Origin of the sequence: Paracoccus pacificus, assembly GCF_042680785.1 — a bacterium.
GTDB classification, from domain to species: domain Bacteria; phylum Pseudomonadota; class Alphaproteobacteria; order Rhodobacterales; family Rhodobacteraceae; genus Paracoccus; species Paracoccus pacificus.
Genome location: NZ_JBHUEN010000043.1, coordinates 566,818 through 591,148, shown reverse-complemented (window position 1 = coordinate 591,148; position 24,331 = coordinate 566,818). Strand labels below are relative to the sequence as shown.

Annotated in this window: 19 protein-coding genes; 11 read left to right on the top strand and 8 right to left on the bottom strand. The window is 66.9% G+C overall.

What is annotated here, in order from left to right; all coding sequences use genetic code 11:
• Positions 1-53: 53 nt before the first annotated feature.
• Together ACFSCT_RS15325 and ACFSCT_RS15320 are read right to left on the bottom strand one after the other, a co-directional pair.
• Positions 54-647, bottom strand: a complete 594-nt coding sequence (locus tag ACFSCT_RS15325; RefSeq protein ID WP_379144133.1) for a peptidylprolyl isomerase — start codon at positions 645-647, stop codon at positions 54-56.
• Positions 640-1,146 carry a peptidylprolyl isomerase gene (locus ACFSCT_RS15320; protein WP_379144132.1) on the bottom strand — a complete coding sequence of 169 codons (507 nt, stop codon included), beginning with the start codon at positions 1,144-1,146 and terminating at the stop codon, positions 640-642. The genes ACFSCT_RS15325 and ACFSCT_RS15320 overlap by 8 nt, the downstream gene beginning before the upstream one ends.
• Positions 1,147-1,310: 164 nt before the next feature.
• Here ACFSCT_RS15320 and ACFSCT_RS15315 point away from each other — a divergent pair, with 164 nt between their 5' ends.
• The 4 genes from ACFSCT_RS15315 (at position 1,311) to ACFSCT_RS15300 (ending at position 7,004) form a co-directional block, all read left to right on the top strand.
• The gene (locus ACFSCT_RS15315; RefSeq protein ID WP_379144130.1) at positions 1,311-2,504 is read left to right on the top strand and encodes a phosphoglycerate kinase; all 1,194 of its coding nucleotides are present in this window, start codon (positions 1,311-1,313) and stop codon (positions 2,502-2,504) included.
• 78 nt (positions 2,505-2,582) lie between these two features.
• Entirely contained in the window at positions 2,583-4,436 is a 1,854-nt protein-coding gene (locus ACFSCT_RS15310) for a hypothetical protein (protein WP_379144129.1), read from the top strand.
• Positions 4,437-4,629: 193 nt separating this feature from the next.
• The gene (locus ACFSCT_RS15305; protein ID WP_379144127.1) at positions 4,630-5,556 is read left to right on the top strand and encodes a class I fructose-bisphosphate aldolase; all 927 of its coding nucleotides are present in this window, start codon (positions 4,630-4,632) and stop codon (positions 5,554-5,556) included.
• 170 nt (positions 5,557-5,726) lie between these two features.
• Complete coding sequence (locus ACFSCT_RS15300) at positions 5,727-7,004, top strand: O-acetylhomoserine aminocarboxypropyltransferase/cysteine synthase family protein (protein WP_379144126.1); 1,278 nt, start codon at positions 5,727-5,729, stop codon at positions 7,002-7,004.
• A 148-nt stretch (positions 7,005-7,152) separates the two neighbouring features.
• Here ACFSCT_RS15300 and ACFSCT_RS15295 read toward each other — a convergent pair whose 3' ends face one another.
• Positions 7,153-7,980 (bottom strand): SIMPL domain-containing protein, encoded by an 828-nt coding sequence (locus ACFSCT_RS15295; RefSeq protein ID WP_379144124.1) that lies wholly within the window; start codon positions 7,978-7,980, stop codon positions 7,153-7,155.
• Between the two features lie 2,309 nt (positions 7,981-10,289).
• Here ACFSCT_RS15295 and ACFSCT_RS15290 point away from each other — a divergent pair.
• The 3 genes from ACFSCT_RS15290 to ACFSCT_RS15280 are packed head-to-tail and all read left to right on the top strand — an operon-like array spanning position 10,290 to position 15,110.
• Positions 10,290-12,845, top strand: coding sequence for a hypothetical protein (locus tag ACFSCT_RS15290; RefSeq protein WP_379144123.1), 2,556 nt, complete (start codon positions 10,290-10,292; stop codon positions 12,843-12,845).
• Between the two features lie 3 nt (positions 12,846-12,848).
• The gene (locus tag ACFSCT_RS15285; RefSeq protein WP_379144122.1) at positions 12,849-14,795 is read left to right on the top strand and encodes a monovalent cation:proton antiporter-2 (CPA2) family protein; all 1,947 of its coding nucleotides are present in this window, start codon (positions 12,849-12,851) and stop codon (positions 14,793-14,795) included.
• A gap of 54 nt (positions 14,796-14,849) precedes the next feature.
• A complete protein-coding gene (locus tag ACFSCT_RS15280) occupies positions 14,850-15,110 on the top strand; it encodes a GNAT family N-acetyltransferase (RefSeq protein ID WP_379144120.1) in 261 nt (86 codons plus the stop codon).
• Positions 15,111-15,163: 53 nt separating this feature from the next.
• Here ACFSCT_RS15280 and ACFSCT_RS15275 read toward each other — a convergent pair whose 3' ends face one another.
• From ACFSCT_RS15275 to ACFSCT_RS15255, 5 genes are all read right to left on the bottom strand, one after another.
• Positions 15,164-15,673 carry a CarD family transcriptional regulator gene (locus ACFSCT_RS15275; protein ID WP_379144119.1) on the bottom strand — a complete coding sequence of 170 codons (510 nt, stop codon included), beginning with the start codon at positions 15,671-15,673 and terminating at the stop codon, positions 15,164-15,166.
• 315 nt (positions 15,674-15,988) lie between these two features.
• Positions 15,989-16,327, bottom strand: coding sequence for a ferredoxin FdxA (gene fdxA / locus ACFSCT_RS15270; protein WP_379144406.1), 339 nt, complete (start codon positions 16,325-16,327; stop codon positions 15,989-15,991).
• Between the two features lie 25 nt (positions 16,328-16,352).
• Complete coding sequence (locus ACFSCT_RS15265; RefSeq protein WP_379144404.1) at positions 16,353-16,643, bottom strand: RNA-binding S4 domain-containing protein; 291 nt, start codon at positions 16,641-16,643, stop codon at positions 16,353-16,355.
• Positions 16,644-16,705: 62 nt separating this feature from the next.
• Positions 16,706-19,849, bottom strand: coding sequence for a helicase-related protein (locus ACFSCT_RS15260; protein WP_379144117.1), 3,144 nt, complete (start codon positions 19,847-19,849; stop codon positions 16,706-16,708).
• Positions 19,850-19,859: 10 nt separating this feature from the next.
• Entirely contained in the window at positions 19,860-20,432 is a 573-nt protein-coding gene (locus ACFSCT_RS15255) for a tetratricopeptide repeat protein (RefSeq protein WP_379144116.1), read from the bottom strand.
• A gap of 203 nt (positions 20,433-20,635) precedes the next feature.
• Here ACFSCT_RS15255 and ACFSCT_RS15250 point away from each other — a divergent pair, with 203 nt between their 5' ends.
• From ACFSCT_RS15250 to ACFSCT_RS15235, 4 genes are all read left to right on the top strand, one after another.
• Positions 20,636-20,923, top strand: coding sequence for an SCP2 sterol-binding domain-containing protein (locus tag ACFSCT_RS15250; RefSeq protein ID WP_379144114.1), 288 nt, complete (start codon positions 20,636-20,638; stop codon positions 20,921-20,923).
• Positions 20,924-20,946: 23 nt separating this feature from the next.
• Entirely contained in the window at positions 20,947-21,882 is a 936-nt protein-coding gene (locus tag ACFSCT_RS15245; RefSeq protein ID WP_379144112.1) for an alpha/beta fold hydrolase, read from the top strand.
• 116 nt (positions 21,883-21,998) lie between these two features.
• Entirely contained in the window at positions 21,999-23,843 is a 1,845-nt protein-coding gene (locus tag ACFSCT_RS15240) for a M3 family oligoendopeptidase (RefSeq protein ID WP_379144111.1), read from the top strand.
• Complete coding sequence (locus ACFSCT_RS15235; protein ID WP_379144109.1) at positions 23,840-24,331, top strand: GNAT family N-acetyltransferase; 492 nt, start codon at positions 23,840-23,842, stop codon at positions 24,329-24,331. The genes ACFSCT_RS15240 and ACFSCT_RS15235 overlap by 4 nt, the downstream gene beginning before the upstream one ends.

Sequence of the window (24,331 nt, the reverse complement as noted above, 5' to 3'; positions counted from 1 at the left end):
AGGCCCCGGGGCGTAATACCACGGGGCCATTGTCGTCCTGATAAGGCGAAGGATTATTCCTGAACCGTGACCTTGGCCATGTAATCGGGCTGGTCCACGGCGCCATTGGCGGCCTGATCGCCCTTCTTGATCGAATTCAGGACCTCCCAGCCGTCAACAAGCTGGCCGACCACGGTATATTGGCCGTCAAGGAACTCGGCCGGGGCCAGGTCGATGAAGAACTGGCTGTTGGCGCTGTTGGGATCCTGCGAACGCGCCATGCCGACGGTGCCCTTCTGGAAGGACACGTCGTTGAACTCGGCCGCGAGATCCGGCTGGTCGGAGCCGCCCGCCCCCGCCATCGAGGTGTCACCGTCACGCTTGCCATATTGCACGTCGCCGGTCTGCGCCATGAAACCGTCGATCACCCGGTGGAAAACCACGCCGTCATAGGCGCCCGACTTGGCCAGCGCGACCAGACGCTCGACATGCTTCGGCGCCTTGTCGGCATAAAGATCCAGCACGATCTTGCCCTTGGCGGTGCCATCCGCGCCAGCAACCTCGATCACGAGATTCGGACCCGGACCGTCGGTCACACCCGGCAGGCCTTCGGCGATGGCGGCCGTACCCAGCATCATCGCGGCGGAAACAACCAGCAACTTACGCATCGGCGGCAACCTTGACCGAGATCATCCGGTCGGGACTGGCCGGCGGCTCGCCCCGCGCGATCTTGTCGACATGCTCCATGCCGGAAATCACCCGGCCGTAGACGGTATACTGCCGGTTCAGGAAATGGTTGTCCTTGAAGTTGATGAAGAACTGGCTGTTGGCGCTGTTCGGGTTCTGGCTGCGCGCCGCGCCCAGCGTCCCGCGATCATGCGGTACGCCCGAGAACTCGGCCGGAAGATCGGGCAGATCCGAACCGCCGGTGCCGGAACGGCCGGGGTTATAGTTCTTTTCCATGTTGGCGTGTTCGACATCGCCGGTCTGGGCCATGAAACCGTCGATAACCCGGTGAAAGGCCACGTTGTCATAGGCGCCTGCCCGGGCGAGCTCTTTCATCCGCTCGGTATGCTTGGGGGCGACGTCGGGCAAAAGCTCGATCACCACCGGGCCGTCCTTCAGCTCGATGATGACGGTATTCTCGGGATCCTTGATATCGGCCATGCGGGGCCTCCTTTCCGAATTACCGCCAAAAGCTAGCCCCTCGATCGGGGGCCGACAAGTCCGCAAGCCGCCCGCGCAAACAAGGTTTTGCGACCAGAGGGCCGGTTGACGCGATTGTCATCCTGATGAAAGGTGCGGCTCTACCGCCAGAATGGAGACGCGCGATGGCCTTCAAGACCCTTGATGATCTGGACATGGACGGCAAGATCGTTCTGACCCGCGTCGATCTGAACGTTCCGGTCGAAAACGGGCAGGTGACCGATACCACCCGGATCGAAAAGATCGTGCCCACCATCAAGGCGATACAGGAACGCGGCGGCATCCCGGTGCTGATGGCCCATTTCGACCGCCCCAAGGGCCAGCGCGTCGATTCGATGAGCCTGAAGCAGGTGGTTCCGGCGCTGGAAAAGGCGCTGGGGCAAAAGGTCGAATTCGCCGATGAGGCCGTCGGCGGCCCCGCCAAGCGCGCCGTCGCAGCGCTGAAGCCGGGCGATGTGCTGTTGCTGGAAAACACCCGTTTCTATCCGGGAGAAGAGGAAAACGACCCGACCTTCGCCGCCTCTCTCGCCGCCCTGGGCGAGGTCTATGTCAACGACGCCTTTTCGGCCGCGCATCGCGCGCATGCCTCGACCGAAGGCGTGGCGCGGCTGATGCCGGCGGCGGCGGGCCTGCTGATGGAGGCGGAACTCAAGGCGCTGGACGCCGCACTCGGCAACCCCGAACGCCCGGTGGTGGCGCTTGTCGGGGGTGCCAAGGTTTCGACCAAGCTGGATCTGCTGGGCAATCTGGTCGAAAAGGTCGATCACCTGATCATCGGCGGCGGCATGGCGAACACCTTCCTTGCCGCCAAGGGGGCCGAGATCGGCAAATCGCTGGCCGAACGCGACATGACCGACACCGCGCTTGAGATCATGGCCAAGGCCGAAGCGGCGAATTGCCAGATTCACCTGCCGATTGACGTGGTGGTGGCGAAAGAGTTCAAGGCGAACGCGCCCCATGAGATCCTGCCGGACGAGGAATGCCCGCAGGACGCCATGATCCTTGACGCAGGCCCCGAGACGGTCGACGCGATCCGCGGCGTTTTCGAAGCCTGCCGCACGCTTTTGTGGAACGGCCCGCTGGGCGCCTTCGAGATCCCGCCCTTCGACGCCGGAACCAATGCCGCGGCACGGGCGGCGGCGGACCTGACCCGCGAGGGCAGGCTGATCTCGGTCGCGGGCGGGGGCGATACGGTTGCGGCGCTGAACAAGGCCGGGGTCGCCGGTGATTTCACCTTTATCTCGACCGCCGGGGGTGCCTTCCTTGAATGGATGGAGGGTAAGGAATTGCCCGGCGTGGCGGCGCTTGAGGACGCCTGAGACCGCCGCCGGACGCCGCTCCGGCTTCGTTAACTTCGTGTTTATTAACCCAGTAGCCTGACCTGTAGGAGAGTTCACATGCCCCGTTCCCCGATTCGTGCCGCCCTTTTCGTCACCGCCGCGATCGTCGGGGTGAACACGGCCGCGGCGCAGACGCAGGTGCCCCCGCCGGCGCCGCCGGTGCCGATGCCCGCGCCCGAACCGATGGAGATGCCGCCACCCGGACCCATGCCGTCCACGCCGGAACCGGCGCCCTCACCCGATCAGGCCGCACCCGGTCAGGCCGCTCCCGGCCAGCCCATGCCCGACCAACCCATACCCGGGCAGCCCGCCCCCGGACCTGCGCCCGCCCCTGTCGTCATCGGCGCGGCCCCGGTCGCCGCGCCGCTTTTGCAGGTGCCCGGGCTTGCCACGAAAGACGGCGGTTTCACTGCCGAGGCGCTCAGCATGGCGTTGGTGCGGGTGGCGGTTTCCTATGCGCGCATGGTCGCCGATGTGCGCTATGGCAGTCTCGAGGCCGACCGCCAGCGCGGCAGTCTGGTCCTGCGCGATCTGGAGGTGTCGGGCATACCCGCGCTTCCCGACTGCAAGGTGTCGCTGGGCAAGGTCGCGATCGGCGGCTATTCGCTCTTGGGTGCCGAGCAGAACGATTTCCGTGTGGACGCGACGGATGTGAAGGTCGCGACGAACTGCTTTGGCCGGACCGCGCCGATGGTCGGGGCGATCGCGGGCGATTCGGTGATCCCGGTGTCCTCGCTGTCGATCGGCGGCACCGCGTCGTCGGGCCGGGGGGCGCTGCTCTTGGATTTTCAGGCGGTCAGCCCGAACATCGCCCGCATCGACGGGGCGCTGGACTTTGATTACGTCACCATGTGGATGCCGCATGTCTTCGACAGCGCGCGACGCCCTTACGAGGATCAGTTCGCCCCCGACACCGACGGCGACGGCGACGGCGACGGTAACGGCAATTATGACGATAACCCGTTTGACGACCAGGCGGACGATACGACGCCGGGCCTGCGCGGCATCCTGCGCTCGGCCGAGGTGACGGTTGAAAACCTTGGCGTCTGGGACCGGATGAAGCCGATGATTCCGCCCGACGCGCTGACCCCCGAGGCGCTGTCGGCGCAGATGGTCAACGCCCCCGAGGGCACGCCGACGCGGGCCATGCAGCAAAGCCTTGTCGATGCCATCTCGGGTTTCGTGGCACAGCCCGGCCGCATCACCGTCGAGGCGCGTCCCGAAACCCCGGTCGGCTTCGATTCGACCCAGTGGCTGTCGCCCGACGACGCGGTTGCGCTTTTCGCGCCGAAATTCTCGAACACGCTGCCGACGCCGCCGGTCGCGCTGATCGCCGACCCCGGCGCGGCGCCTCGGGACGCCAAGGCGCTGGGTCTGGCGCTGGCCAGCGGCATCGGCGTGCCGCAGAACCTTTCTCGCGCCACCGAGATCCTGACGCCCTTGCAGGACGACGGCGAGGTCGCGCTGGTTCTGGCGCAGATCAGCGCCCCGACCGATCCCAAAGCCGCCTATGCCCATGCCGCGACCGCGACGCTGACCGGCACGCCGGGCGGCCTTGCCGCGCTAGACCGGACCGAGACGCTGTTGTCCACGGCCGACCTGCTGGCCGCACAACCCGGCGCCGATCAGGCGGTCGCGGATGAGGTTTTTGCCTCGGTCCCGGCGTTGCGCGATGCAGCACTTGGCTATGAGAACGGCGGCAAGGACCGACCGCGCAGCTATGCGATGGCGTGGCGCCTTGCGACCTTGGCCGGGGCGACCGGCGATCTTGCGTCCCGTGCGCTGCTGTCGCGTCTTGACGGCCGCTTCGGCACCGATCCGGCATGGCTGGCGGCGCGTACCGCGGCCGGCGATGCGGCCAGCGCCGATTGGACGCAACGCGGCCTGGCCCAAAACCTGTCGGGCCAGTGACCCGCGGGTGAAGGCGACACGCCGGTAATCCCGGGGGGCGCGCGACATGCGCGCCCCTTCCTCGTTGATATGGGGCATTTCGACGCGGGTATTCGCCACCCGGCGCAGAAGTTAGCGCCACCAGCGTTGCGTGCGGGTATGGGTCTGCTAAAGACCGCTGTGATCCGAAATCTCAGCAAGGGGTGCCCTAGTCATGAAGGCGACAAACACCGTCAAGAAAATCCTGGCCAATTACGAAGGCGAAACTCCCGGCGTGAAGGCCAACCTGTGCCGGATGCTGATGAACGGCAAACTGGGCGGTACCGGCAAGATGATCATCCTGCCCGTCGATCAGGGTTTCGAGCATGGGCCCGCGCGCAGCTTTGCCGTCAACCCCGATGCCTATGACCCCCATTACCACTATCAACTGGCCATCGACGCCGGGCTGAACGCCTTTGCCGCGCCGCTGGGCATGATCGAGGCGGGTGCCGACACTTTCGCCGGCCAGATCCCGACGATCCTGAAGGTCAACAGCGCCAACAGCCTGATGTCGGACACCGCCGGCAAGAACCAGGCGATCACGGCCAGCGTCGACGACGCGCTGCGGCTGGGCTGCGCGGCCATCGGCTTCACCATCTATCCGGGTTCGGACATGGCGCTGGACATGTTCGAGGAAATCAGCGCCATGCGCGAGGAAGCGGCGGCCAAGGGCGTCGCCAGCGTCATCTGGTCCTATCCGCGCGGCGAGGCGATCAGCAAGGACGGCGAAACCGCCATCGACATCGCCGCCTATGCGGCGCAGATTGCCGCGCTGCTGGGCGCCCATGTCATCAAGATCAAGCTGTCCACCGACCACCTTGAAAACAAGGACGCCAAAAAGGTCTATGAGGCGCAGAAGATCGACGTCTCGACCCAGGCCAAGCGTGTGGCGCATTGCATGCAGGCGGCCTTTGGCGGCCGGCGCATCGTGGTGTTCTCGGGCGGCGCTGCCAAGGGCGAGAACGCGGTCTATGAAGACGCCCGCGCGATCCGCGACGGCGGCGGCAACGGCTCGATCATCGGGCGGAACAGCTTCCAGCGTTCGCGCAAGGACGCGCTGGAAATGCTGGGCAAGCTGGTCGACATCTACAAGGGCAAGTAAACCCGTCGGATGACACGGTTTTTCGGGGCCCGCCACCGCGCGGGCCCTTTTCTTTGCGCTAAGGCTCCGGGTCCGGTAACAGGGCTTGCCGGTCGGTGGCGGGGGCGGCTAACCTTGGCGGCGCGCATCCGATCCGCGCATTGATCCCAAGACAGAGAAAAGAGGGCGACATGGCCGACGACTGGGGCTTCGATACACAGGCGATCCACGCAGGGACTGCCCCCGACCCGGCGACCGGGGCGCGGCAGGTTCCGATATATCAGACCACGGCCTATGTATTCCGTGACGCCGATCACGCCGCGAAACTGTTCAACCTTCAGGAGGTCGGCTATATCTATTCGCGGCTGACCAACCCGACGATCGGGGCGCTTCAGGGCCGGATCGCGGCGTTGGAGGGCGGCGCCGGCGCGGTTTGCTGTTCATCCGGTCACGCGGCGCAGATCATGGCGCTGTTCCCGCTGATGGGTCCGGGGCTGAATGTCGTCGTCTCGACAAGGCTTTACGGCGGAACCATCACCCAGTTTTCGCAAACCATCCGGCGCTTTGGATGGTCGGCGACATTCGTTGATCTGGACGATCCGGATGCGGTTCGCGCCGCCATCGACGACAATACCCGGGCGATCTTCTGTGAATCGATCTCGAACCCCGGCGGCTATCCCACCGATCTCGAGGTGCTGGGCCGGATCGCCGAGGACGCCGGCATTCCGCTGATCGTGGACAACACCCTTGCCACGCCTTGGATCTGCCGGCCGATCGAATATGGCGCGACGCTGGTGGTGCATTCGCTGACCAAATACATGACCGGCAACGGCACCGTTACCGGCGGCGCGGTCGTGGACAGCGGAGCCTTCGACTGGTCGGCCTCGGGGAAATTTCCTTCGCTTTCCGAACCCGAACCGGCCTATCACGGCCTGAAATTCCACGAAACCTTTGGCCCCGCCGCCTTCACCTTTCACGCGATCGCCATCGGGCTGCGTGATCTTGGCATGACGATGAACCCGCAGGGTGCGCATTACACGCTGTTGGGTATCGAGACGCTGGGCCTGCGCATGCCGCGCCATGTCGCGAACGCCCAGAAGGTGGCCGAGTGGCTGGAAAACGATCCGCGCGTGACCTCGGTCAGCTATGCCGGGCTGACCTCCTCGCCCTGGCATCAGACCGCACAGCGGATCTATCCGAAGGGTGCCGGGGCGCTGTTCACCTTTTCGCTGCGCGACGGCTATGATGCGGCGGTGCGCACGGTCGGCGCGCTGAAGCTGTTCAGCCATGTCGCGAACCTTGGCGATTCCCGGTCACTGGCCATCCATTCGGCATCGACCACGCACCGGCAACTCAGCCCCGAGCAGCAGGTCGCCGCCGGTGCCGGTCCCGATCTGGTCCGGCTGTCGATCGGTCTTGAGGATCCCGAGGATCTGATCGCTGATCTGGATCAGGCCCTGGGATCATAGACAACTGTGAAAATTTTCACAGCACAACAAATCTTTACGACTGATTTCTGATAAATCAGATAAACAAACGCGGGCCACCGGATCGGTGGCCCGCGCATTTACATATCCGGCCCGTCTCAGTTCAGGGCAGTCTCAGTTCAGGGCCGTCTCAGTTCGGGGCCGGCGCGCCCGGGGCGGCGTCCGGGGCCGGCATCGGTTCACCGCCCGGAGGTGCCGGCGGGGTGGCGCCGGGAACGACCGGCGGCGGAGGCGGGGCGTTACCGTCATCGGGGCCGTGATCCATATCGCCCATATCATCACCCATGCCGTCGCCCGACCCTTCGTCCATGCCATCCTCCGGACCATCGCCCGCCCCTTCGGGCAGCAGGGCAAAGGTGACGTTGACCGCGGCATTGATCGACAATTCACCCTGCGCGATCGGCACCTTCTGCGCCGCCGCGTCCCGCATCATCATCGGCTGGGGTCCGGGAACGGCGTCGCCGACCTCGGTCATCGACAGGATCGGGCCCAGCTTCATGCCCGCCGCATCCGCGTAAACCTGCGCTCGCTGGCGGGCATCTTCGACCGCCGCCGCGCGGGCCTCGTCCTTCGTCGCCGCATCGTCGTCGCGGCCAAAGGTCAGCCCGTTCATCTCGTTCGCGCCGGCCGCCACCAGCGCGTCAAGGGCTTCGCCCAGCTTGGCCAGATCGCGCACTTTGGCGGTGACGATGTTCTGCGCCTGATAGCCGGTGACCTGCGGCGCCTTGCCCTCGGCGTAAGCCACGAGCGGGTTCAGGTTCAGCCCCGAGGTCTGCACGTCGCGCGACTCGAACCCGAGTTCGGTCAGCTTGTCGAGGATCGCCTGCTGCTTGACGTTGTTATCGCTAAGCGCCTGCGCCGCCGTTCCGGCCTGCGTGGTGACGCCAAGCGAGATCGTGGCGATATCCGGCGCGACCGTCGCCTCGCCCTGACCCGAGACCGTCAGTCTGCCAAACATCGGATGGCCTTTCATCATGTGACCCGCTTTCGGGGGCATTGGCTGGTCGGGCGCGGGCGGCGTCTGCGCCATGGCCCCGCCCGCCATCATCAATGCCGCAACAGCGGCCGCGATCAATGTTCGGGGTGTTCCGGGGACGGTCAGGGCAGGCATGGCGTTCTCCTTCTCTTGCCAGGTCGGACAGACGGTCCGAATTCGTGAATCTGCGGCTAACGCACAACAGGTTGGGGTGGGTCCGGCGAATCACATAACAACTTGGTGTTTTGCTTTTCCTTTGCGACCATCTGAGGTAGAAATTGTTACATGCGTTTTCCCTGAATCCCGGCCCGACCGGACTGTTTCGGACCAGACATTGATGAACATGCCAGCCCGCGCCGAATTTGCACTTTCCTTTACCCCGTCGGCGATCTTTCTGTTGCGCCGGGATACCGGTGGCTGGTCGCAGCTTGGCCGCGCGTCGCTGTCCGATCCGGGGCTGCGTCAGGCGCTGAACACGCTGCGCCAACGGGCCGAACGGGCCGCGCCGCAGGGCTTCGTCACCCATCTGATCATCCCCAACGACCAGATCCTGTTCACCACCCTGAACGCACCGCGCGGTGACGGCATGACGCGCCGGCAGGCCGTCGGTCTGGCGCTTGAGGGGCTGACCCCCTATCCGGTCAAGGATCTGGCATGGGACTGGCTGCCGGCGAACAGCGGCGCCGACCCTGCGGTGACGGATCTGGTGCGCGTCGCCGCCGTCGCCCGCCAGACCCTGTCCGAGGCCGAGCATTTCGCCGAGGAGCACGGCTTCAATCCCGGCGGTTTCATCGCCACGCCAAGCAGTGACAATTTCGACGGAGAACCGTTCTTTGGTCACAGCCAGCGTATCCTGCGCGACGGCGCCGGCGATACGTTGAAGGTCGGCCCGGCCAAAGGGGATGCCGAGGATTCCGAATTGGGCGCCGAAACCGCGCCATCGGAAGCTGCGGCGCCTCTGGAGACCGCCCCGGTCGATGTTGCGGCCGATCCGGTGGCAGGCGACGACGCTGCCGCAGAGGCGGACGGCGCGGCCGACGCCCCCGTGAAGGACGCCGCTGTCGAAGATGATGCCGCCGAGGATGATGCCGTCGAGGATAACGCCGTCGAGAATAACGCCGTCGAGGACGCCCCCATTGAGATCGCGCAGATGCCGCTTGATCTTGGTGACACCGCGATGACCCCTGTGAATGAGCCAGCGGAACCGACCGAAGAGCTGATGGCGCAGGCGACGGAGCGGCTGACGCAGGCCGGCGTTACTTCCGGGGTCATTCGGGACCCCGAGACGGCGGCAGAAAATGCCGCAGAAACCGCCGCTGACGACGCGGCCGATGAAAACACCGATGATTCAGCCAAGACGCAGGCGGAAAGCTCTGCCCCCGCCACGGCTGAGCCGGTCGTCGTGACGACCCCGGCGCAGGATACCCCGGTTGCGGAAACGGCCCCCGCCCCTGCCAAAACGGCCCCCGCCGAAACGGCATCGGCGATCGAGGTGCGGCTCATCCCGCCGCATCTGCCGGCAATTTCCGCCATGGTGGAAACTGTTGCCGAGGCCGCGCAGGCCCATTCCGAGGCACCCCAGCCCGCTCCAGCCCAGCCCGCCCCGGCCCAGCCCGAAGAAACGACGGCGGCGCCGGATGCTGCGTCCGTCGCCGTTCCGGAAACCACGTCCGAAGCCCCGCCCGCTGATCCGGCGCCGACGCCCGAAGCCCCGGCCCCAGTGACTGCGGCCCCGGTGACTGCGGCCCCCGAACCGGCAAGCCCGGCCATCGTCGCCGGGCCACGCCTTGCCGCGCCGGCCGAGCGTGTCTCGGCCGCGCCGCAGGCCCCGGAAACCATGGAGCGGCTGGTCGCCATCAGCCGTCAGACCCGGGACCGCGCCGGCGATCTGCTGCGCAAATCCGGTCCCGCCCTCGCCGCGGCCCGGGTGCGTGTGGCGCAGGCGACGAGCTACTGGAGCGACCGTCTGGGTCGCATGGCCCGCGGCCCCGAGGAAGAGCCCGCCAGGACCGATGCCACCACGGCCGCCGCGAACGGCACGGCAAAGACCGGGCAGACGCCGCCCCTCACCGCGCCTGTGCGGCAGGGCGAAACGCTGGCCCAAAGGCTGGCGCCCAGCGTCATCTGGCGCGGCAGACGCTCGCCTCCCCCGGCCCGGCCGCAACCGCCAGTGTCGAAAGAGGTCAAATCGACCGCGCCACAGGACGCGCAAGCCGCGGTGACAGCCACGGCCGAGAACCCGCCGGCGAACCCCGCGCGTGGGCGCGCCGGTGCCGCCCCGGGCGCAGGCCGTGCTGGAACGCGCCGCCGCCGCCCGGGCCGAGCGTGCGTTGCGCGCCGAGCCGCCGGTGACCGCCGGCAAAAAGCGGCGGCTGGTGGCGTTGCCCTCGGTCAGCCTGCCCCAACGCGGCAACCTGACGATGCTGGCGGCCGGCATCCTCATCGTGGCGGTGGGGATCAGCGCCGCGATGTATTTCGGCGCGCCCGAACAGACGGCGAACAATAACGGCGTCGCGAATGCCGATGCACCAGACGGCGGGACGGTCGGCGGGACGACGGGCATCGCGTCAGGCACGACCGAGGAAGCCGCAGCCGATCCCACGGCCGATTCCGCAGCCGATCCCACTGGCACGACGCCGCCGGTCGGAACTTCTCCGGTTGATACCGCGGGTGATGCGGGCATCACCCCGGCAACGCCCGTGCCGGCGGATGAACCGCCGGCGCCAGAGGTCGTGACGGCCGAGCCAACCCAAACCACGCCGCTGCCGCGCCCGAAACCACGCCCCGAGGATATCGCGGCGGCTTATCAGGCCGCGCAGCGGGTCGTCGCCCGATCCGCCGCAGCGCCCTCGGTCCCGGGTAACGGGACGCCGACCGCCGCGTCGGTCCGGCAGGCGCAGCAAACCGCGCCGGTGACGCGCCGGCCGGATCCGCCGCTGCCGAACGGGCCGGGCGTCGCGCGGGTCGGATCCTCGGTCCTGCCCGACGCTGCCGGCACTGCGGCGGCAACGACGCCTGCGACGCGCACGGCGCCGGAAAACCGGACGGTGGCCTCGGCCGCGCCGCCCGTCGATCGCCCCGCCATCTGGTCACAGGGTCGGTCGGCCGGCGCGTCCACGCCCGCCGCCGCATCGCCTTCGCCCGCATCGCCTTCCTCCGCGTCGCCTGCGCCCGCGTCGACAAATGTCGGCACCGCGACCCTTCCGCCGCCGAGCCAAAGCGAAGCAGCGGCACGACCCGCTTCCGGAACGTCGGCCCCGGCGTCGCAGAATGCGTCCAGCCAGTCCATACCGACCCAGCCGACGACGACCCACCCCACCACGGCCCTGCCGCGCGACTCGATCCTGTTGACCTCGCAGCGTCCGCGCTCGGCGCCGGTTTCGGCCCGGCGCCCGGCGGAACCGGCTGTCGCGTCGGGCGACAATCTGCCGCAGCAACTGCCCGCCCGGTTGCCGCAGGACCAGATTGCCCGGGTCGATGCCGAAGGCCGCATCACCCCGACCGAAAACGGTGTGCGCACGCCCGAGGGGCAGATGCTGTACAAGGGCCGGCCGCCGGGCGCCCCGCCGCCGCGCCCCGCCAGCATCTCGCGCCGGACAGCCAGCGAAACTGCGCCAGCCGTGCAATCGGCGGCGCTGCCCGCCGCGCAATCCACGCCCGCGCCATCGACCCCAGCGCCGTCAACATCCGCGCCCTCACCCTCCGCACCGGCCACGGCCACGGCCACGACCACGGTGTCGACACAACCCGCCGCCGCGCAGACGGAAACCGCGCCGCCGACCGCCGCGACACCCGCCGTTCAGGTTTCGGTCGCGCCCCGGCGTTCGGCCGCCCCGCCGCCCCGGCCGACCGCCGGACCGGCCGAGGAAGGATCGGCCCCCGAGCCCGAGGACGAACAGCCGCTGACCCGGGACGAACAGGACCATATCGCATGGCTGGCGCGCGACCTGCGGCTGGCTCAGGCCGGAAATGCCGGCCTGTCCGAGGCGGAACGCGCCCTGATCAAGCAGGTCGGCAACGGCCGCCCCCGCCAGCGCCCCGGCTCGGGTTCGGGATCGGGATCGGCGGCGGCACCCGCGGCGACGCAGGTGTCAGCCGCGCCTGTCACCACCGCGCAGGACCGGCTGGCGCGGTCCGACCGTCCGCAGGCACGTCCCTCGGGCAAACGCGCCGCGTCGGCGGACAGCCGCGCGGTCGACGCCGCAATCGCCGCGGCCATCGCGGAATCGCCCGCCGCGCCGGGCGGCGTCGCGCTAAGCAGCCTGCAAAGCTCTCCGCTGCCGCCGCGCGCCGTCCCCGAACAGCGGGCCGCCGCCCCGACCCCGCAACCGCAACCGCAACCCACCCCGCAACCGGTGCCGCGGGTGGCGCTTGCCCCGCAGCCGCAGCCGCAGGTTGTCGTGGCACCGCCGGTTCCGGTCCAGCCCGCCCCCCGTGTGGTCGCACCGGCGCCCACGGTGCAGCGCAACGCCCCGCTGCCGCAGATCCGCATGGTCCCGAACAAGCCGAGCCCGCCCCCGGGCCTGAGCCGCGTCCCGCAAGCGCAGGAGCTGGACAACGAGCCCGAGCCCGAGCGCGTCGTTCCCAAGGGCGGCCCGACCGCCGCCGGCGTGGCGCGCACCGCCACCCAATCGCGCGGGATCGACCTTCGCCGCACCACGCTGATCGGCATCTTTGGCGCCGGACGGAACAGCCGCGCGCTGGTGCGCACCGGCAACGGCCGCTTTGTCAAACTGAAGCTGGGCGACCGGCTTGACGGCGGCGTCATCAACTCGATCGGGAACGGACAGGTCACCTATGTGAAGGGCGGCAGGCAGCAGGCGCTACGCATTCTCGACGGGCGCTAGGCCGTGACCGAAATCCTGCTTTTCGCCACCATCTATCTGCTGGCGATGACCATTGCCGTGCCGATCTCGACCCGGCTGGGGCTGGGGTCGGTGCTGGGCTATCTGCTGGCGGGCGTCGCCATCGGCCCGGTGCTGGGCGTGGCGGGAAATTCGGTCACCGAATTGCAGCATGTCGCCGAATTCGGCGTCGTGATGATGATGTTCCTGATCGGGCTGGAGCTTGACCCGCGCGCGCTTTGGGCGATGCGCGGCAGCCTGATCGGGCTGGGCGGTTCGCAGATCATCATTTCGACGCTGCTGATCATGGCGGTGGCGCAATGGCTGGGCCAGACATGGCAGGTGGCGCTGGTGCTGGGGATGGTGTTCTCGCTGTCCTCGACCGCGATCGTGCTGCAGACGCTGAACGAAAAGCAGCTGATGCAGCGCCCCGGCGGGCGCAACGCCTTCGCGGTATTGCTGACCCAGGATATCGCGGCGATCCCGATGCTGGCGGTGATGCCGCTTTTGACCAGTGTCGCGATCGCCCAGCCCGATGCCGCCGCGGAAAGCGAAGTATCGGTCAACCTGCTGTCCAATCTGCCCGGATGGGCGGCGGCGCTGGCGACGCTGGCCGCGGTGGGTCTGGTGGTGCTGACCGGCCGCTATCTCTACCGACCCAGCTTTACCTTCGTGCACTCGGCCCACCTGCGCGAGCTTGATACGGCGCTGGCGCTCTTGGTCGTGGTCGGCATCGCCTCGCTGATGAACATGGTCGGGCTATCGCCCGCGCTTGGCACCTTCCTTGCCGGGGTGCTGCTGGCCCAATCCGAATTCCGGCACGAGCTGGAAGGCCAGATCGCGCCCTTCAAGGGGCTGCTTCTGGGGTTGTTCTTCGTGACCGTCGGCGCCGGTATGGATTTCGGGCTGCTGGCCGAATTTCCGCTGGTCGTGCTTGGCGCCACGCTGGGGGTGATCCTGATCAAATTCGTCGTGCTCGGCCTGCTCGCGCGCGTCGTGCGCATGGCGCGCCGCGACCGCATGCTGTTCAGCCTGTCGCTGGCGCAGGCGGGTGAGTTCGGTTTCGTGCTGATCTCATTCGCGCTGAGCCTGTCGATCCTGCCGACCGATCTGGCGCGCGGGGTCCAGCTTGTCATCGCGCTGAGCATGCTGGCGACGCCGCTTATGTTCATCCTTTACGATGGGCTTTCGCGGATGGTGAAGGAGGACAAGCCGGAAACCCCGGCCGACGACATCGACCATCAAGAGCCGATCATCATCGTCGGCATCGGGCGCTTTGGACAGGTGGTGAACCGGCTGGTCACGTTTTCGGGGCTGAAAACCACCGTTCTCGACCATGATCTTCAGGTGATCCAGATCATGCGCCGTTTTGGCTTTCGCGGCTATTTCGGCGATCCCACCAGACCCGAGGTGCTGGATGCGGCGGGCCTTGCCCATGCGCGCATCCTTGTCGTGGCGCTTGACGACCCCCAGGCGACGCTGCGCGTGGTCGAACTGGCCCGCGAGGCGCGGCCCGACCTGCATATCATCGCCCGCGCCTATGACCGGGAACAGGTGTTCCGTCTGCGCCGCGCCGGCGCCGATCAGGTGGTGCGAGAGCTGTTCGACGCCAGCATCCGCGTCGGGCGCTATGTTCTGGAAAAATCGGGTCATACCGACTATGAGGCGGCCGAGCTGGCGCGGATCTACTACGCCATGGACCGCCGCGGCCTGCGCGAGCTTGCCGACGCCTGGGATCCCGATGTTCCGATCGAGAAGAATCAGCAATACATCCAACTGGCGCAGGATCTGAACCGATCGCTTGAAAGCGCGTTGATGGCCCGTTTCGCCGTTGACGGGCGCGCCCGGACCGTCGAGGCACTGCCCGACGATCTTGCCGCCGTCGATGGCCCCACCGGTGAGCTTCTGGCCACCGAGCCCGCGGTGCCGGATCGCTCAGACCCGCCGAACTGAGCGGCGGCGCGACCCCATTCCGCAACCGTATCCGGCCCGCCGAAAGGATGTGATGTGCCTTTGACGACCGCGATCCCCACGCTGACCACGGCGCGACTTTCACTTTGCCTGATGACCATGACGGATTGGCCGGCCTATGCGGCGTTCATGGCATCCGACCCTGCGCGCCATATGGGCGGCCCGTTCAGCAAAACGGCGGCTTGGGGCATGTTCTGCGCCGATCATGCGCAATGGGACCTGTTCGGCTGCGGCGCCTTGACGATCCGGGACGGCCGGAACGGCGATTGCATCGGTCAGGTCGGGACGCGGCAATAAAAACGCGCCCCGGACAGCCGGGGCGCGTTTTCACAAGAACCGAGCGTGACCGATCAGGCCGCGCGGCCGGTCAGAACCTCGTCGACGCGCTTTTGCGCACCGGCTTCGTCCATGCCAACAACCGCCGCCACTTCACGGGTCAGCCGGTCCATGGCGGCCTCGTAAAGCTGACGCTCGGAATAGGATTGTTCGCGCTGATCATCGTTGCGGTGCAGGTCGCGCACGACCTCGGCAATCGACATAAGATCGCCCGAATTGATCTTTTGCTCATATTCCTGGGCGCGGCGCGACCACATCGCACGCTTGACCCGGGCCTTGCCTTTCAGCGTTTCCAGCGCGCGGTCGACCAGATCGGGCGAGGACAGGCTGCGCATGCCGATTTCGCTGGCGCGTGCGGTAGGCACCCGCAGCGTCATTTTATCCTTGTCGAAGGAGATCACAAACATCTCCAGCCGGTAACCCGCGACCTCTTGTTCCTCGATGGAAACGATGCGGCCGACACCATGGGCCGGGTAGACGACGAATTCATTGGGGCGGAATTCGGATTTCTTCGCTTTCGTCATTTTACATCCTTAATCTGCGCCCACGCGGGCACAAAACGCCCCAAGGCGGCAAAGCCGCCCCTGAGGCCCGAATCCTCATATTTTGCCACGATCGGGCAGACGATCGAGTCAGCAGCAAATCGGCACCATGCTGGCCGCCTAAGCCAGGCTGGAGCCGAATGTGACGACTATATAACATAAATTTAGGACAAAAAAAAGGATCATGCGCATGCAGCATTGCGTGCCGGCGCAATTTGTTACGCGACTTTACCGATCAGGCGATCCGGTTTGCCGGCAATCGCCATTGGGCAATATGGGCCGGGTGCAGCCCGCCGATCAGTCGCCGGTGCCGGGTTTGGGCGAGAAATATTTTTCCAGCTTGTCGGGCTGTCCGTCCATTTCCTCGGCCGTCGGCAGCGGGTCTTTCTTGCGCGTGATAACCGGCCATTGCTCGGAATATTCGCGATTGAATTCAACCCATTTATCCATATCCGGCTCGGTATCCGGGCGGATCGCGTCGGCCGGGCATTCGGGTTCGCAGACGCCGCAATCGATGCATTCATCGGGGTGAATCACCAGCGTGTTTTCACCCTCGTAGAAGCAGTCGACGGGGCAGACCTCGACGCAGTCGGTATATTTGCACATGATGCAATTGTCGGTCACGACATAGGTCATCGGGCACCCCAGCTTTGACGTGGTGCTAGTTAGCCCCTTCGTCGGGATCATTCAAGGCGAGCCGGGACGGAGTCAGGTCGGTAAGATCGCGATAAAGTGTAGCCGCCTCGGTCGCGGGTCCGCGCCGGGTACCGGGGGCCAGCACCTCCAGCGCGCGCACCTGCCCGCTTCCGGTCGCGATCGTCAGGATGTCGCCGGGTCCCACCGGATGGCCCGGCTTGCGGCAGGGCTGGCCATTCAGCCGGATACCGCCCGCCTGAATGCGCTCGGTCGCCAAGCTGCGGGATTTGAAAACCCGGGCGTGGAACAGCCATATATCAAGCCGGATCCGCCCGGAATCGGGTGTCTCGTGCCGTGGCGCGACTGGGCTGCGGCGGCTCAGATCTTGTCCTTCAGCGCCGCGAGGACCGCGAACGGGCTGTCCGGGTCGACCTTGCGGTTGTCGGGACGCGGCGGACGCGCCTCGAAACTGCGCTTCGCCTCGGGCTTGCCGCCCTTGCCACCGGACTTGGCACCGGGCTTGCCGTCGGCTTTGCCACCAGACTTGCCGTCGCCACCCTTGGCAAAGGATTTGCCCTTCGGCTTCTGGCCATGACCGCCGTGGCGGCGCGGCTGCGAATCACCTTCGCCCTCGGCCCGGTTCTGATCGCGCGCCTGATCGCGGTTCGGGTCACGGCGCTGGCCGCCCTGCCGGCCGTCGTTGCGGCGCCCCTGACGGCCACCAGCCTCGGCATCGGCGGATGCGCCGGCGCCCGCTTTAGCTTGGCCGGCCTCGCCGCCGCGCGCCGGGCGGCGATTGCCACCACGCGGACGCGGCGCCCAGGTGAAGGTATAGAAGGTTTCCATCTCGACCGCCGGGGCTTCGGCTGCGGGATCCCCCGCCGCCGCGCCGTCCTCGGCCGTCGCGGCATCCGCACCAACCCCGGCATCCGTGGCCTCAGCATCCGCGGCACCGGCATCCGTAGCCTCGGCCTCCGCGACCTCAGCTTTCGCGGCCTCGGCGGCTTTTTTCTCGGCCTGTTCGGCCTCCCACCGGGCGCGGGTTTCGGCGGCGAGGACGCTTTCTTCCTCGGTCAGCGGATGCTGGTGATCGACTTCTGCGTCGTCGGCGGGGGTCGGCGCCGAGGCGGGCGTCGGCTCGACGCTTGCCCGGAGTTTTTCACGTTCGCCCTTTTCGGCGCGGTAGCCGAGGCCACCCATCAGCACCGCGAACTGGTCAAGCGTCATGCCGGTGATCGACAGCATGTCGGCCGTCGCCTCGAACCCCGCCCGGCTGTCATTGCCGCGCAGCATGTCGGCCAGACGTTCCAGCATGTCGATGCGGATCGCACGCTCACCCGCCGGGTGATACCCCGACAGCGTGTAATATCCGCGCGGCACATCGGCGATATTCGGGATCGTGACCAGACCCGGGGGCGGGCTTTCCGGGAATTCGGCCAGACCGTCCCAAAGCGAGGACAGAACCAGACGCAGCCGCGTCGGGGCGGGCTTCAGCAGCGCCGGCATGAAAATGGTGAACTGACCGAACCGCACGCCATGCTTGCGCAGCGCGCCGCGGGCGTCCTGATCCAGTTCCTTGACTTCGGCCGCCACGCCCTCGCGCGGCAGGATGCCCAGCGCCTCGACCAGACGAAAGGCGAAACCGCGCGCCAGCCCGGTCAGCGCCTCGTCGCGCGACATGGCCAGAAGCGGCTCGAATTGCGTGGCGACCTTGCGGTCGATGAAATGCTGCAACCGGCGCCGCACCTTGTCGGCGATCTCGGGACCGGCCTCTTCGTCGACGAAAGCCTCGACCGAGGGTTTCAGCGGCTCGGCACCCTTGATCAGCTTGCCGATCGCCGAGGAGCCCCACATCAGCCCCCCCTGCTCGGTGAAATCAAGCTCGGTGTCCGGGGCGTTATAGAACCTGTCGGCACGCAGATGAAACTCGGGGCGCAGCGCCTCATAGCTGGCGCGGCCCAGCATCTTCGCCTCATCCGCAGTCGCAGTCTGGTCGGGGCGGAACCGGAAACCTTCCAACCGGCCGGCGAATTCACCCTCGACCGTCACTTCGCCCTTGTCGTTAACCTCGGCCACCAGGCTCTCCTTTTGGTTCAACCGGCGCAGCAGCACCGATGTGCGCCGGTCTACGAATCTTTGGGTCAGCGCACCGTGCAGGGCATCCGACAATCGGTCTTCTACAGCGCGAGTCGCCGCGCGCCAATGGCTTTCGTCCTCGACCCAGCCGGGTCTTTGCGCGACATAGGTCCATGTGCGGATAAACGCCAGCCTGCGGGACAACGTGTCGATGTCGCCCTTGGTTCGGTCAATTCGCGCCACCGCCGTCGCGATCCAGTCCTGTGGCACTTTCCCGCCGCCCTGCAGAAAGCCGAAAATGCGTTGCAGCAGGCCGACGTGCTCGCCCGGGCTGATCGAGCGGAAATCGGGCACCCGGCACACGTCCCAAAGCAGCCGGATGTCGCGCGGATGCTGCGCGCGGCCGCGGATCTCGGGCAATGCTGCCAGCGCCTTCAGCGCGTGCAGGTCATCGGCTTCGCGCCCCCGCACCAGCCATTCGCTGACCGGGTTCGCCTCAAGCGAGCCGATCAGCCGGTCGAGCGTGCCGTATTCAAGGTTCGGATTGCGCCATTGCAGCCGCTGGATCGGCGCGAAGCGGTGGTTTTCGATCGCCTCGATCACCTCGGGCGGCAAAGGGCCGGCGTCTCCGGTCACGCCAAAGGTGCCCGGCTGCGTGTGGCGCCCGGCGCGCCCGGCGATCTGACCAAGCTCATGCGGGAACAGCGGCCGCATCCGCCGGCCGTCGAATTTCGAGGTGGCCGAGAAAGCGACGTGACGGATGTCGAGGTTCAGCCCCATGCCGATGGCGTCGGTGGCGACCAGATAATCGACCTCGCCGGCCTGATACATGGCGACCTGCGCGTTGCGGGTCCGTGGCGAAAGCGCCCCCATGACGACCGCGCAGCCGCCTTTCTGGCGGCGGATCAGCTCGGCCATGGCATAGACGTCATCGGCCGAAAACCCGACGATCGCCGACCGCGCGGGCATCCGGCTAAGCTTTTTCGATCCGGCCCATGTCAGCGTGCTGAACCGGTCCTTGTGCATGAACTGCACGCCCGGAACCAGCGCCGCGATCGCCGGCCGCATGGTGTCCGAGCCAAGAAACATCGTTTCGAGCAATCCGCGCGCGTTCAGCAGCCGGTCGGTGAAGACATGGCCGCGTTCGGGGTCGGCGCAAAGCTGGATCTCGTCCACGGCAAGGAAATCGGCGCCGATGGCGTCGGGCATCGCCTCGACCGTCGCGACCCAGTATTGGGCGCGTTCCGGCACGATACGTTCCTCGCCGGTGACCAGCGCCACCACCGACGGACCCCGCTGCGCCACGATGCGGTCATAGACCTCGCGCGCAAGAAGCCGCAGCGGCAGGCCGATGACCCCGGTCCGATGGGCCAGCATCCGTTCGATCGCATGATGCGTCTTGCCGGTATTGGTCGGCCCCAGCACGGCCGTGATACGTCCCGCCATGTCGTGCGCCTTACAGGGTCAGCCCTTGCAACTTCTTTTCCAGACGCGCGGCGCCGTCGATGGCCTCTTGCTGGTGGGGATGGATCTTCAGCGAGGCCTTGAAGGCGTCGAGCGCCTGTTGATCGCGGCCCATCTCCTCAAGCATCACCCCAAGCTGGGTCAGCGCGGCGAACTGTCGCGGCTCAAGCTGCAACGCGCGGGCCAGATCGGCCGCCGCCGGACCGAAATCCCCGTCGAGAAAGAAGGCAGAGGCCCGCAACTGCCACCCCGAGGCGAAATCGGGTGCGTGATCGGTCAGCGCGGTCAGCTCGCCGATGGCGCGGGGAACGTCGCCTTCGTCAAGCGCGGCCTCGCCCTTTTTCATCAACAGATCCATGGCCGGAGAGCCCGATTTCGACCATTCGCGCAGAATATCCGATTCGGCACGCTTCCAGTTGTCGTTGTTCGGGTCGGCCAGTTCGGCGAACAGCTTGTCCATATCGGCCTTGGCCAGCGGCTGCGCAGGTTCGGCCTGATCCGGCGTAAGCGCATCCGTCGTCGCCCCGTCTGACTGGGGATCCTGGGCGGGGGGTGCTTCGGTCATCGGCGGCGGGGCTGCGCCCTGACCCTGCGCCAAGCCGGGCGTCACGATCGCAGCGGCCAAAACACAGGCGAAAATTGTGCCGCAAAATGCCGTAACGACAGGATTGGAAAGGAACCATTGGCTGCGCATAAACGCTAATGTAGCGATCTGCCGGGCACTCCGCCAGCACCGCCGGTTTTTTTGATGAAGGGAAGCACACTGACATGAGCAAGATCATTGATACGGCCGTCGCCGCACTGAACGAAAAAGTGGGTGGTGCTTTCACCGACACGGCGAAATTCGTGCTGGGCGACGAGGGTTCGATCATCCTTGACGGCGAAGGCGCGCGGGCGGGCGATGATGACGCGGATGTGACCCTTACCGCCGACGCGGACGTGTTTCAGGGCATTCTGGACGGCAGCGTGAACCCGACCGCGGCCTTCATGACCGGCAAGCTCAAGGTCGACGGCGACATGGGGCTGGCGATGAAGCTGGCCTCGGTGCTGGGCTGAATCTCGGCCGGCATGCGGCGGTGGTGGCTGATTTTCGCAGCCCCCCGCCCCCTTTCGGCGCCGACGAGACGCCGGCCGAGATCTATTGGGCCGAAGCCGATGACGGCCTGCGCCTGCGGCTTGGGCTGTGGCGGGGGACGACCGCAACCGCGGGCACGGTGCTGCTGTTCCCCGGGCGCACCGAATATCTTGAAAAATACGCCCCCGTCGCCGCCGATCTGACCGCCGCCGGCCTTTCGGTTCTGGGCATCGACTGGCGCGGACAGGGGGCGTCGCAGCGGCTGCTGAGCGATCCCCGGCCCGGTCACATCACCGATTTCGCCGATTATCAGCGTGACGTGCGGGTGATGGTCGATCTGGCGACCCGCCTTGACCTGCCGAAGCCGTGGCATCTGCTGGCCCATTCGATGGGCGCGGCGATCGGGCTGCGCGCGCTGATGAACGGGCTGCCCGTCGCGACCGCCGCGTTCAGCGCGCCGATGTGGGGCATAGATACCGGCCGGGTGCCGGTCGGTGTGGCGCTTGGTCTGGCGCAGGCGGCGCAGGTGCTGGGCCACACCGTCAAACCGGTTCCGGGCAGCGGCGCGAACGGCACCTATGTGCTTGACAGCGGTTTCGCCGGCAATCTGCTGACCGGCAGCGCCACCGCATGGGCGCGGATGGTGGCCGAGGCGGACGCATGGCCCGATCTGACGCTGGGCGGGGCCACCTTCGGCTGGGTCGGGGCGGCGCTGCGCGAATGCCGCGCGCTGGCCCGCGCCCCGCTTCCGGCCATTCCCAGCATCGTCACCCTTGGCAGCGGCGAGGCGATCGTGTCCGCCGCCGCGATCCGCGCCACCTGTGCGCGCTGGCCCTCGGCCCGGCTGATCACGGTCGAAGGCGGCCGCCATGAGGCCTTGTTCGAGACGGCACCGCGCCGCGCGCAGGTCATCACGGCGTTGCTGACCCAATTCGGCTGAGCGTATCTATCGCGGGCCGGATCCGGCCGCGTCACGGAACTGCAATCTCGCCGATCCTCTTGCGTCCGCTTCCGGCAGCGCCCAATTTGTGCCCGACTGACAGAAAGGACAGCCCTATGACCCGCTCGATCCCCCTGCCCGCCATTCTTCGCGACGGCAAACAAGCCGTTGCCGGCGATGCCACCAGTCTTGGGGTCCTGCCCGAGTGGAACCTGACCGATCTTTACCCCGCGCCCGACGCGCCGGAAATCACCCGCGATCTTGAGCGGTTGGAGGCCGATGCCGCATCCTTCGCCGCCGATTATCAGGGCAGGCTTGCCGATCTGGACGCCGCCGCCATGCTGGAATGCATCCGGCGCTATGAACAGATCGACATCCTTGGCGGCCGGCTGATGTCCTATGCCGGGCTGCGCTATTACCAGAACACCACCGACGCCACCCGCGCCAAGCTGCTAAGCGATCTGCAGGACCGGATCACCAACGCGACCACGCCGCTGGTGTTCTTCAGTCTGGAATTCAACCGCATCCCCGACGACATCTATGAGGCGGTTTTCACCGCCGCCGATGGCCCGGCGCGCTGGAAGCCGGTGTTCGACCGGATGCGTGCCATGCGCCCCTATCAGCTTTCGGACGAATTGGAGCGGTTCCTGCATGACAACTCGGTGGTCGGGGCGGCGGCGTGGAACCGGCTGTTCGATGAAACCACCGCCGCGCTGACCTTCAACGTCGCGGGCGAGGCCGAGCCGTTGGGGCTGGAAGCCACGCTGAACCTGCTGACCGACCACGACCGCGCCCGGCGCGAGGCCGGCGCGCGGGCGCTGGCGCAGGTCTTTGGCGAGAACGTCAAGCTGTTCGCCCGCGTCCACAACACGCTCGCCAAGGAAAAGGCGGTCGAGGACAAATGGCGCAAGCTGCCGACCCCGCAGACCGCGCGGCATCTGTCGAACGATGTCGAACCCGAGGTGGTCGAGGCGCTGCGCAATGCCGTGACCCGGGCCTATCCGCGCCTGTCGCACCGCTATTACCGGCTGAAGGCGAAATGGCTGGGGCTGGACAAGTTGCAGGTCTGGGACCGCAACGCCCCGCTGCCGGGCGAGCCCGCGCGCACCATCCCCTGGGAGGAGGCGCGCGAGACCGTCAGCGAGGCCTATGCCGGTTTCTCGTTCGATCTGGCGATGCTGGCCGAGCCGTTCTTTGATCGCGGTTGGATCGACGCGGGCGTCAAGCCCGGCAAGGCGCCCGGCGCCTTCGCCCACCCGACGGTGACCACGGTGCACCCCTATGTGATGCTGAACTATCTGGGCAAGCCGCGCGACGTGATGACGCTGGCGCATGAGCTTGGCCACGGCGTCCACCAGCGTCTGGCCGCCGGTCAGGGCGAATTGCTGGCCTCGACCCCGCTGACGCTGGCCGAAACCGCAAGCGTCTTTGGCGAGATGCTGACCTTCCGCGCGCTTCTGGCCAAGACCACCGACCCCGCCCAGCGCAAGGCGCTGCTGGCCGGCAAGGTCGAGGACATGATCAACACCGTGGTGCGGCAGATCGCCTTCTATGATTTCGAGGTCAAGCTTCACGCCGCACGCGCCGAGGGCGAGCTGACCCCGGACGACATCAACGCGCTGTGGATGTCGGTGCAGGGTGAATCGCTGGGCGACGCGTTCGAGTTCATGCCGGGCTATGAAACCTTCTGGACCTATGTCCCGCATTTCGTCCACTCGCCGTTTTATGTCTATGCATATGCGTTCGGCGACGGGCTGGTGAATGCGCTTTACGCGGCATATGAATCCGGCCTGCCGGATTTCCAGTCGAAATATTTCGACATGCTGCGCGCCGGCGGCTCCAAGCATCATACCGAATTGCTGGCGCCCTTCGGGCTGAATGCGGCCGACCCGGCGTTCTGGGACAAGGGCCTGTCGATGATCGAGGGGTTCATCGACGAATTGGAAGCGATGGAGGCGTGATCACGCTGCACCAGTTGCGGCCCGACCAGCTATCAAGGCTGGCCGGGCTGCGGCCGGGGCCGGATCAGGGGGATTTCGTTTCGACCGGCGCCGAGATGATCCGGGACGCGACGCCCGCGCTGACGTTTCACGAAATTCGCGACACGGACGGCCGCGCTGTCGGCATGTTCAAGCTGGATCCGCTGTATTGGCAGCGCCATGATTTCGCGACGCCCCGGCACATCGGGTTGCGCGGGCTGCTGATCGACGGGCCGCTTCAGGGTCTGGGATATGGCAGTGCCGCACTGGCGGCGCTGGCCGGGCATGTCCGCCGGACCAACCCGGATCGCGAAGCCTTGGTTCTGACAGTCAACCTTCGCAATTCCGCCGCTTACAAGACATATCTGAGAAACCGCCTCAAGGATCGGGGCCAGGTTTTCACCGGGGGCACGCATGGTCCGCAGCATGTGCTGTGGTTGGACCTTCGGCCCGGCATCGCCGAGACTTAG